The 9,866-nt window shown below is 70.2% G+C and carries 10 protein-coding genes; 4 read left to right on the plus strand and 6 right to left on the minus strand.

Annotation, left to right across the window (positions count from 1 at the left end; all coding sequences use genetic code 11):
- The first annotated feature begins 41 nt into the window (after nt 1-41).
- On the plus strand, nt 42-884 hold the full coding sequence (locus tag ACFYWX_RS35925) for a PaaX family transcriptional regulator C-terminal domain-containing protein (RefSeq protein WP_389429046.1): 843 nt from the start codon (nt 42-44) through the stop codon (nt 882-884).
- 54 nt (nt 885-938) lie between these two features.
- Here the strand turns inward: ACFYWX_RS35925 and ACFYWX_RS35930 are convergent, their stop codons facing one another.
- The gene (locus ACFYWX_RS35930; RefSeq protein ID WP_389429037.1) at nt 939-1,535 is read right to left on the minus strand and encodes a TetR/AcrR family transcriptional regulator; all 597 of its coding nucleotides are present in this window, start codon (nt 1,533-1,535) and stop codon (nt 939-941) included.
- Nucleotides 1,536-1,595: 60 nt separating this feature from the next.
- On the opposite strand from ACFYWX_RS35930, the gene ACFYWX_RS35935 reads away from it, so the two are divergent.
- Nucleotides 1,596-2,453, plus strand: a complete 858-nt coding sequence (locus ACFYWX_RS35935; protein ID WP_389429047.1) for an alpha/beta fold hydrolase — start codon at nt 1,596-1,598, stop codon at nt 2,451-2,453.
- Between the two features lie 69 nt (nt 2,454-2,522).
- On the opposite strand, the gene ACFYWX_RS35940 is transcribed toward ACFYWX_RS35935, so the two are convergent.
- The 5 genes from ACFYWX_RS35940 to ACFYWX_RS35960 form a co-directional block, all read right to left on the minus strand.
- Nucleotides 2,523-2,882: a hypothetical protein gene (locus ACFYWX_RS35940; RefSeq protein WP_389429038.1), complete on the minus strand. Its 360-nt coding sequence runs from the start codon at nt 2,880-2,882 to the stop codon at nt 2,523-2,525.
- A 555-nt stretch (nt 2,883-3,437) separates the two neighbouring features.
- Nucleotides 3,438-5,018, minus strand: a complete 1,581-nt coding sequence (locus ACFYWX_RS35945; RefSeq protein ID WP_389429039.1) for a bifunctional 3-(3-hydroxy-phenyl)propionate/3-hydroxycinnamic acid hydroxylase — start codon at nt 5,016-5,018, stop codon at nt 3,438-3,440.
- A 125-nt stretch (nt 5,019-5,143) separates the two neighbouring features.
- On the minus strand, nt 5,144-6,319 hold the full coding sequence (locus ACFYWX_RS35950; protein ID WP_389429040.1) for a pyridoxal phosphate-dependent aminotransferase: 1,176 nt from the start codon (nt 6,317-6,319) through the stop codon (nt 5,144-5,146).
- A 58-nt stretch (nt 6,320-6,377) separates the two neighbouring features.
- On the minus strand, nt 6,378-6,833 hold the full coding sequence (locus ACFYWX_RS35955) for a PaaI family thioesterase (RefSeq protein ID WP_389429041.1): 456 nt from the start codon (nt 6,831-6,833) through the stop codon (nt 6,378-6,380).
- 43 nt (nt 6,834-6,876) lie between these two features.
- A complete protein-coding gene (locus ACFYWX_RS35960) occupies nt 6,877-7,899 on the minus strand; it encodes a LacI family DNA-binding transcriptional regulator (protein WP_389429048.1) in 1,023 nt (340 codons plus the stop codon).
- Nucleotides 7,900-8,237: 338 nt separating this feature from the next.
- On the opposite strand from ACFYWX_RS35960, the gene ACFYWX_RS35965 reads away from it, so the two are divergent.
- Together ACFYWX_RS35965 and ACFYWX_RS35970 are read left to right on the plus strand one after the other, a co-directional pair.
- Nucleotides 8,238-9,257 (plus strand): sugar ABC transporter substrate-binding protein, encoded by a 1,020-nt coding sequence (locus ACFYWX_RS35965; RefSeq protein ID WP_389429042.1) that lies wholly within the window; start codon nt 8,238-8,240, stop codon nt 9,255-9,257.
- A partial coding sequence (locus ACFYWX_RS35970) for an ABC transporter permease (RefSeq protein WP_389429043.1) occupies nt 9,257-9,866 on the plus strand: 610 nt, incomplete at its 3' end. The genes ACFYWX_RS35965 and ACFYWX_RS35970, both read left to right, overlap by 1 nt.

The raw sequence follows: 9,866 nt of genomic DNA on the forward strand, positions 1-9,866 counted from the left end.
CGCCCGCCGGGCTGTCGGTGGGCGGCCGTACGCTTGCCATCGTGGAGAACGACGACATCCTGGACACCTCGGACGGACCGCAGCAGCGTCCCCAGTCGCTCATGCTCACCTTCTTCGGCAACCATGTCCTGGAGGAGGGGGACCTGTGCGTGTACTCGGGCAGCATCATCGACGTCCTCGGCCGCGTCGGGGTCGGTGAACAGGCCGTACGGTCCACGCTGACCCGCATGGTCAACCGGGGCCTGCTGCGGCGCCAACGCGAGGGCCGCAGGATGTACTTCGGTCTCACCCCCCAGGCGACTCGCGTCCTGGAGGACGGCCGCACCCGCATCTGGAGACAGGGCGCCGTCAACGACGACTGGGACGGCTCATGGACGCTGCTGGGCTTCTCCCTCCCCGACTCCTGGAAGCGCCAGCGCCACGACCTGCGCTCACGGCTCACCTGGTCCGGATTCGGCGCGCTGTACAGCGGCCTGTGGATCGCCCCCGGGGACGTCGACGTCTCCGCCGTCGTCGCGGAACTCGGTCTGACCGACCACGTCAAGATCTTCCATGCCCGGGCCGACGGTGCCACGGACATCGAGCTGATGGTCCGCGACACCTGGGACCTGGAGAGCGTCGCCGCCCGTTACGTCACCTTCGACAAGCGCTGGACCGCCCATCCGGTCACGGGAACCGGAGACGACCCGATCGCGACGCGGCTGCGACTGGTCAGCGAATGGCTCTGGACCATCCGCACGGACCCCCGACTCCCCGCCCGGCACCTGCCCCCCGCCTGGCCGGCCCGCGCCGCCCAGGACACCTTCCGACGCGTCGCGGAACAGACCGAGGCACCCGCGCGGGGCATGGCCCGCGAACTGCTGGAGACGACCCCGGTGCGATAGGGAGCAGCGCCAGGGGGCCTCCCCCCTTCCTGTCGCCCCTCCCGCCCATGGGCATCAGCCCTCGCCGGCCTGCTCCAAGGCGGCGCGCAGCAACGTGGCCATCGATCGGCCGGCGACCCGCAGCGGCTCCGGATCTCGGGCGGCCCGGGAGAGTACGAACGCCCCCTCCAGGATCATGATCATTGACTGGGCGAGTGACCGCGCGGCGTTCTGGTCGGGCACCCAGCGGCCGAACCACTGTGCACCGGCGACGACCCACTCGGCGAAGACCTCCGCCGTCGCGACCCGCAGGACCTCATTGGTACTGGCGACCTCCAAGGCCACCGTCGCGATCGGGCACGCGTCGGCATAGTCGGTCGCGGCGAGGTCGTCCGCGGCCGCCTCGAAGGCGTGCGCGACGGACTCGACCGGGTCCGCGACGCTGTCCAGCAGTTCCAGCACCATCCGGCCGTACGCGGCTCCGGACGTGCGGATCGTCTCCTCGGCCAGTTGCTGCTTGCCGCCGGGGAAGAAGTGGTAGATCGAGCCGAAGGGCGCGTCCGCCTCCGTCGCGATCCGCTTCAGGCCGGTGCCGGGGTAGCCGTTGCGGCGGAACAGCACCGTGGCCGTACTCTCGATCCTGCTCCGTGTGTCCGGCTGTCGCTGTCCCATTTACCTGTCACCCTTCGTCCTGTCAGACTACAGTAGAACGATCTATCAAGTGGGGGCATGATGCCGGAGATCGAACTGTCGTCCGGACCGATCGACTATCAGGACACCGGCGGTGCAGGGCCGGTGCTGGTGTTCGGCCATGGCCTGCCGATGAACGAGACGCAGTGGCGCAAAGTCGTACCACTGCTGGACGGATATCGCTGCATCCTGCCCACACTGCCCCTCGGCGGTCATCGTCGGCCGATGAACCCGGACGCCGACCTGTCCCACCGCGGTGTCGCACGACTGCTGGGCGAGTTCGTGGAACGGCTGGGCCTGGACGAGGTGACCCTCGTCCTCAATGACTGGGGCGGTGGCCAGTTCCTGGTGTCCGAAGAGCAGGGCCGAAGAGTGGCGCGGCTCGTGCTGGTGGCATGCGAGGCGTTCGACAACTTTCCCCCGGGACCGGCCAAGGCGGTGGCCACCGTGTGCAGGGTTCCCGGCGGCGTCCGACTGCTGACGCGGCTGATGCGCATCCCCGCGTTCCGGAACAACCGCAACGGATACGGCGGTATGAGTCTGCGCGGCATCCCGGACGAGATCATGGACGACTGGTTCGCTCCCGCGACCCGGAGCAGGGCCATTCGCCGGGACTTCGCCAAGTTCGCCACCTCGGCACCCAAGCGTGAGACCTTGCTGGCCTGGAGCGAGCGCCTACGCGACTTCGACCGCCCCGTCCTGGTCGTCTGGGCGACCGAAGACCGACTGATGCCGCGCGAGCACGGCGCCCGGCTGGCGGCGCTGTACCCGAAGGGCCGACTGCTCGAGATCGCCGACTCCTCCACCCTCGTCCCGGAGGACCAGCCAGAACGACTCGCCGAAGCCCTCACCGACTTCCTCATCAGCACCGGAGCGGAGCCGTACCGGCACACCGGCTGACCACAGGGCCGGTGGGCACTCCGCGGTTCGGGCGCGCCCCGCCCGCAGTGGCGGTCGTCGCCGAGGGGGCTACTGGGCGAACAGCGGCAGTTCTGCAAGTTCCGGCATGTCCGATCCGGGACGTCCCGCCGTCGCTGTCGCCGGGAACGCCCTTTCGACCTCCTGCCTGACGAGATCGCGCAGCCGTTGCCCGTCCGGCGCCAGGAGGTCGGGACAGAACACCGCGGTACGCCCGAACAAGGCGAGCGCCTGCTGTGCGCCCTGCAGGTCTCCCCGGTTCGCGGCGCCCCGGACCCCCTGGTACGCCGCCAAGAGGTCCGGGATGCCGGCCCAGTCGTCGCGCTGCGCCGAAGAGGTCAGCTGGTTGCCTGCCGTGCATGACGGCCCACCAGTAGATGCCTGCCAGCAGGGGATTCGGGTTCTCGCCACCGGCTGAGATCTCCCGAGCCAGGTCTCGGGTCGCCTCACCGATCGACCTCAGCTCAGCGACGGGCTCGGCTCCGAGCAGTCGGTCCATGAGCCCAGCTGGATCCCTTGCGGGGTTCGGACCACGACCGCCACCCCCACCGCCCCGGCCGCCGCCACCGCCCCCGGGCGGCGGTGGCGGCGGCCGTTGGGCGGTTTGCTCCCACCCGCCGGCTTCGCGAACCTGGGAGTGCCGGCTCCGAGAGGGCTCGGGTAACGGCATCGGAGCAGGCATGACCATGGACTCCCCCTTTGTCCAAGGATGCAGACTCCGTTCAAATTACTCCTGAATTGGCACCTTCTCCAGGGGTGTTCTGCCTGGGACCGTGACCAGGAGCGACGTGTTCGCCGCGTTGAAGAGGCGCGGCGTCCAGCACATCGTTCATGTCCGGGACTCCGGTCACGCTCACAGCATCCGTGAAGCCGGCGCGACCCAACTGCCGCCCAGCCTCACAGTCGTCGTCCTCGACAACGCCCACTTCGGCGAGACCGGCATGCAGCCCAGTCACCCGCATCGGGTCAGCCGCGCAGTTGTCGCCGTGCGGATGCCAGCAGGGAGCTGAGGTCGTCCGCGGAACGGACACCGCCGAACACGTAGTGGTCGGGGCGGGCGAGCACCGCTGCGCAGGCATGTCGGCGCATCCAGCTGTCCAGGACTCCGTGGTCCTCGTGGTACTCGTCCCGTCCGCCCGGCGCGGTGCCGTCGGTCAGGCGGACGAGGCGGATCGGGAAGCCGTTGTCGGCGTGGTGGGCGCGCAGGGCGGAGGCCACCGCCGCGGGGTCCGTGTCGTGCCGCGTCACCAGCCGGAAGTGGCTTCCGGTGAACTCGTCCAGCAGCCCGGTCCTCGCCTCGACGTCGGTCGCTCTGGGCTGCGGCAGGATGTCGCCGCGCGCGGGGAAGCCGTCGGGTGCGAGGAAGCCCGCGAGCAGGCCGGGGATCAGGGACTGCCGGATGGTCCCCTCCGGCTGTGCCGCCAGCTCCGCCAGCAGGTCAGCGTCGCGCTTGGCGGCGGTGGCTTCGTCGCGTTCGCAGATGACGTGGCCGAACTCCTTGGCGGTGAGCGTCACTTGACGTACGTGTGGCTCGCGCTCCTGCTGGTAGGTGTCCAGGAGGGTGTCGGCGGCGTCGGCGCGCAGGTGCAGGGCGAGCTTCCACATCAGGTTGGAGGCGTCGCGTATGCCCTGGCACATGCCCTGCGCGAGGAACGGCGGGGTCATGTGCGCCGCGTCGCCGAGGAAGAACAGTCGCCGCACGCGCCACTGTCCCAGGACGAGGGCGTGGAAGCGGTAGGTGGCGGCGCGCCACAGGTCGTATTCCTCGGGATCCAGCCAGCGGGAGAGCAGAGCGCGGATGAAGTCCGGGTCGGACACGTCCTCGGGGCGCTCGTCAGAATTGATCATGAACTCCCACCGGCGGTGGTTGCCCGGCCCGACGACGAACGTGCTCGGCCGCGCCGGTTCGCAGTACTGGACGTTCGTCCGCGGCAGGCCCTCCCCCGCGCCGGGGCGCAGCAACAGGTCCACCACCAGCCAGGGCTGGTCGAACTCCAGGTCGTCCATGCGCAGTCCCAGGCGCCTTCGCGACGGGCTGCCGCCGCCGTCGCACGCCAGCACATACCGCGCACGGAGCTCGCGCCGACATCCGGTCGCCTCGACCACCTCCACGGTGGCGCCCTCGCCGTCGAGCCGTACGTCCGTCACCTCTGTGCCGAGGTGCACGTCGACACCGTCGACCCGCGCGAGGCGTCGGCGCAGTGCGCCTTCCAGGCGGGGCTGGAGGAAGACGTAGTTGGGGGCCCAGCCGAGGGGGTGGGGTGGTGGGGCGGTGCCGATGCGCTTGATGACCTGACCGTCGCCGTTGTGGTACTCGGACGGCCGGTAGGGCATGACGTGGTCGGCGATCGCGTCGGCGAGGCCGAGGCCGCCGAAGACCCGCATCGCCTCCTGGTCGAACCCGACGGCGCGGGGACGGGGCTCGATGCCCGCGGCCCGGTCGAACGCCGCGACCCGCAGACCGAGGTCGTGCGCCAGGTTCGCGGCGGTGGCCCCGACGGGGCCGAGGCCCACGATCACCACATCGGCGTCAAAGGTGTCGGTCACGTGCAGGCCCTTCCGCGTCGGTCGGCCACTCGTCCCACGAGACACCTGGGACGGTATTGGTCAAAGGCCTGACCGTCAAGACCCTGACAATCCCCCCAGGGCCGAGAGGGCGGGGCTGCGGGAGCTCAGCGCAGTGCTGCCACGAACTTCCCGAGCCTGGTGATCCCCTCGCGCAGGTCGTCCGTGGACGCCGCGTACGAGAGGCGGACGTGCGTGTCCGCCGTGCCCACGCCGAAGTCCCGGCCCGGAGTGAGGGCGACGTGTGCCTCCTGGAGTGCCCGTTCGCAGAACTGCCAGGAGGTGAGTCCGGTGTCGCCGACGTCGAAGTAGACGTAGAACGCGCCGTCGGGCGGTACGGGGACCGGCAGTCCGATCGCCGCGAGGCCGTCGAGGACGAGCGCGCGCCGCTCGGCGAACTCGGCGCGGCGGGCCTCGCAGACCGCGAGGGACTCGGGGGTGAAGCAGGTCAGGGCGGCGTGCTGGGCGGGGGCGGAGGCGCAGAGGAAGTAGTTCTGGGCGAGGCGCTCCATCGCCGGGACGAGGGGCTCGGGGACGACGCACCAGCCGAGCCGCCAGCCGGTCATGCCGAAGTACTTCGAGAAGCTGTTGATGACGACGGCGTCGGGGTCGAAGGACAGCGCGCTGCGCGGTGGCCGGCCCCGGTCGTCGTGGTCGCTGAGGTTGAGGTAGATCTCGTCGACGATGCGCCAAGCGTCGCGTTCGCGCGCGAGGTCGCAGATCGCCGCGAGTTCCTCGGCCGGGACCGAGGTGCCCGTCGGGTTCGACGGGGTGGCGATCATGATGCCGCGCGTGCTGTCCGTCCAGTGCGCGCGCACGGATCCCTTGTCCAGTTGGAAACGGGTCTCGGCGCTGGTGGGGACGAGGGTGACGCGGGCGCCGAAGCTCTCGACGATCTGCCGGTTGCAGGGATAGGACGGGTCGCCGATGAGCACCTCGTCGCCGGGGTCGACGAGGGCGGCAGTGGCCAGCACCAGGGCGGCCGAGGCCCCCGCGGTGACGACGACCCGCGACGCGTCGACCTTGACGCCGTGCTGCTCCTCGTAGAACCGCGCGATCGCCTGCCGCAGCGCGGGCAGTCCGAGGGCCGGGGTGTAGGCCATGGGTCGTCCATCCATGGCCTCGCGCATCGCGCCGAGGACGGCCGGGGGTGCCCCGAAGTCCGGTTCACCGAGGCTGAGTTTGACGACGTGGTGCCCCTGTGACTCCAGCGTCGCGGCATGCTTGCCGAACTCCATGGCGTAGAACGGGGCGACCGCCCGGGCACGCTGCGAGATCCTCACGCCGCGACCTCCGGCTCGATGGCACTGGTGAGTGGGTTCATGTCGTCTTCCCCGGGTTTCACTGTTCGGGCTTGTTGACGCGGATCAGCGTCTGCTGTCCGGTGGCGACGAGCGACCGCCGCTCGCCCTGGACGGCGAACACCTCCAGCCGGCACACGGTCAGGGTCCGTCCGGACTTCAGGACCGTGCCCACGGCCTCGATGTGATCGCCCTCGGCCGGCGCCAGGAGATTGATCTTGTACTCGACGGTGAGGACCGAGGTGTTCTCGGGGAACAGGGTGAACGCCGCGTAGCCGCCCGCGCTGTCGGCGATGGCGCTGGTGGCGCCCGCGTGGAAGTAGCCGTGCTGCTGGGTCACCTCGGGGCGGCCGGGCAGCACGATGTGCACGCACCCCGGCGCGATGTGCGTGACCCGCGCCCCGAGGTGGCCCATCAGCCCCTGGCGTTCGAAGCTGGCCCGGATGCGCGCCTGCACCTCGGGCTCGGCCTGTTCCTGCTGCGTCTGGTGTTCCACTGCTCTCCTGTACGCCCGTTCCACTGCTCTGCTCTACGTCGGCTCAGGCCGGCCCGGCCGTGGTGCCGCGAACGACGAGGTGCGGGGTGAGGACGACCTCGCTGGGCTCGGTGCGGTCCTCGTCGAGGCGTTCGACGGCGGCGGTCACCGCATGGCGGGCCTGTTCCCTGGCGCTCTGGCTGACGGTGGTGAGGTTGAAGCAGCTCAGGCGGGAGAGGGTGTCGTCGTCGTAGCCGGCCACGGAGACCTCACCGGGGACGTCGACGCCTGCGCGGGAGAGGGCGGCGAGGACGCCGATGGCGCACTGGTCGTTGAAGGCGACGACGGCGGTGGGCAGCGTGCCGCCGTCGATCAGGTGGCGGGCGGCGCGTTCGCCGGCCGCTTCGGTGTTGTCGCCGGCGAGGACCCGGATGTGCGCGTCCAGGCCGTGCCGGCGCATGGCCGTACGGTAGCCGCGGCGCCGGTCGGTGGCGATGACGCCCCTGCCGCCGTCGACGTAGACGATCTCGCGGTGGCCGAGGCCGACCAGGTGGTCGACGATCTGGCCCACTCCGTCGTCGTCCGCGGTGCGGACCACGTCCAGGCCGGCGTCGGCGATCCGGCGGCCGACGACGATGACGGGGGACTTGCCGTCGAGGGCGGCGAGCGTGTCGGCGGGGGCGGTGGGGCCGAGCAGGATCAGCGCCTCGCTGCGGAAGGCCAGCAGCGTCTCCACGGCGGTGTGCTCGTCGCGGGTGCGGGTGAGGGTGCTCAGCACGAGGTCGTAGCCGACGTCCTCGGCGGCCGTGTGCAGGTGCTCGACCAGTTCGGCGTGGAAGGGGCTGTGGATGTCGACCATGACGCCGAGCAGCCGGGTGCGCCTGCTGGCCAGCAGGCTCGCGGTGCGGTCCGCCTGGTAGCCGAGCTCGGCGGCCGCCTTCAGGACACGCTGCCGGGTACGCTCACTGGGGCCGGCCACCCCGCGCAGCACCAGGGACACCGAGGCCGTCGACAGACCCACCCGCGCGGCCACGTCCTCCAGCCGGGGGCGCCTGTTCGTGCCGTTCCGGTGACGGGCGGAACCCATCTCGTCCACATGCGCCTCCCCTGGACAAACTCCTCGTGCAACACCCTTGACACCCTCGTGAAACAAGGTTGATAGTACCAGGACTTAAAGCGCTTTAAATTGTTCTGTTGTTCCGACGAAGTCAGCCCGGGAGCACGACGGCTCACTGCTCGCCGGGATCCGCCCGGCCATTGTTTACGACGCCCACAAGGCGCCGGTGACACGGCCCCGCGACGGATTCAGCCTGCTCTCCCCTCCCGCACACGGCCCCGGCCCCGGGCCGTCGCGACCGCCCCGGCCCGCCCGGCGGTCTCCCGATCCACCTCTCCCTCCCAGTTGCACAGTGAGGTGCACGCATCATGAACCGCACTCTTCTCCCCCGCTCCCGCAGAATCGCTCCCGCCGTGGCCGTGGCCGCCGCCGCGGCCCTGACCCTCGCGGGCTGTTCCAGCAGCTCCGGCGGCAAGAAGGCCGAGGAAGCCGCGAACCCCGTCTCCGCCGGCAAGGCCGACACCCCCCGCATGACGATCGCGATGGTGACCCACGCCCCCTCGGGCGACACCTTCTGGGACACCATCCGCAAGGGTGCCGAGGCCGCCGCGGCCAAGGACAACGTCAAGCTCATCTACTCCAACGACGAGAACGCCGGCGACCAGGCCAACCTGGTGCAGAACGCGATCGACCAGAAGGTCGACGGCATCGCCGTCACCCTGGCGAAGCCGGACGCCCTGAAGGACGTCGTCGCCAAGGCGGAGAAGGCCGGCATCCCGGTCGTCGGCCTCAACGCGGGCCTGAGCGTCTGGAAGCAGCAGGGCCTGCTGTCGTTCTTCGGTCAGGACGAGGCCGTCTCCGGCCAGGCGCTCGGCGACAAGCTCAACGGCACCGGCGGCAAGCACGCGCTGTGCGTGATCCAGGCCCAGGGAGACGTCAACCTCGAAGAGCGCTGCGCCGGCGTGAAGAAGACGTTCTCCGGCAAGACCGACATCCTCTACGTCAACGGCACCGACATGCCGTCGGTGAAGTCGACGATCACCGCCAAGCTCAAGCAGGACAGCTCCATCGACGAGGTGGTCACCCTCGGCGCCCCCGTCGCGATGACCGCCACGCAGGCGGTGTCCGAGTCGGGCAGCAAGGCCAAGGTCGCCACCTTCGACCTCAACAAGGACCTCGTCTCCGCCATCGAGAAGGGCTCCATCCAGTTCGCCGTCGACCAGCAGCCGTTCCTCCAGGGCTACCTCGCCGTCGACTCCCTCTGGCTCTACAAGACCAACGGCAACTTCAGCGGAGGCGGTGAGCAGCCGGTGCTGACCGGTCCCGCGTTCGTCGACAAGTCCAACGTCGAGACCGTGGCCAAGTTCGCCGCGAAGGGCACTCGGTGATGAGCATGACCCAGCAGGCTGCGCCGGCGGTGAGCACACCGCCGGCTCCCGGCCCGAAGCAGAGCGACGGGCGGACCAAGCAGCGCCCCCTGGCGCTCCGGCTGCTCGCCCGGCCCGAGGTCGGCGTCTTCCTCGGCGCCGTCGCCGTCTTCGTGTTCTTCCTCGTCGCTGCGCCGCCGGTGCGCGACGGCAGCTCGATGGCCAACATCCTCTACCAGTCGTCGACCATCGGGATCATGGCGCTGCCGGTGGCGCTGCTGATGATCGGCGGCGAGTTCGACCTGTCGGCCGGCGTCGCCGTGATCACCTCGGCGCTCACCGCGGCCATGCTCAGCTACCAGCTGACCACGAACGTCTGGGTCGGCGTGTTCGTCGCGCTCCTGGCGTCCCTGGGGGTCGGCCTCTTCAACGGCTGGCTGCTGGTCAGGACCGGCCTCCCCAGCTTCCTGGTCACGCTGGGCACGTTCCTGATCCTCCAGGGCGTGAACCTCGCGGTCACCAAGCTGATCACCGGCAACGTGGCCACGGACGACATCAGCGACATGGACGGCTTCGGCCAGGCCAAGAAGATCTTCGCCTCGACCTTCGAGGTCGGCGGCGTCAACGTGA

The sequence above is a fragment of the Streptomyces sp. NPDC002888 genome, assembly GCF_042888465.1.
Lineage (GTDB): Bacteria > Actinomycetota > Actinomycetes > Streptomycetales > Streptomycetaceae > Streptomyces.

Coding starts and splice junctions, on each gene's coding strand:
- ACFYWX_RS35930 (WP_389429037.1), bottom strand. CDS start 1,535: ATGGGACAGCGACAGCCGGACACACGGAGCAGGATCGAGAGTACGGCC.
- ACFYWX_RS35935 (WP_389429047.1), top strand. CDS start 1,596: ATGCCGGAGATCGAACTGTCGTCCGGACCGATCGACTATCAGGACACC.
- ACFYWX_RS35960 (WP_389429048.1), bottom strand. CDS start 7,899: ATGGGTTCCGCCCGTCACCGGAACGGCACGAACAGGCGCCCCCGGCTG.
- ACFYWX_RS35965 (WP_389429042.1), top strand. CDS start 8,238: ATGAACCGCACTCTTCTCCCCCGCTCCCGCAGAATCGCTCCCGCCGTG.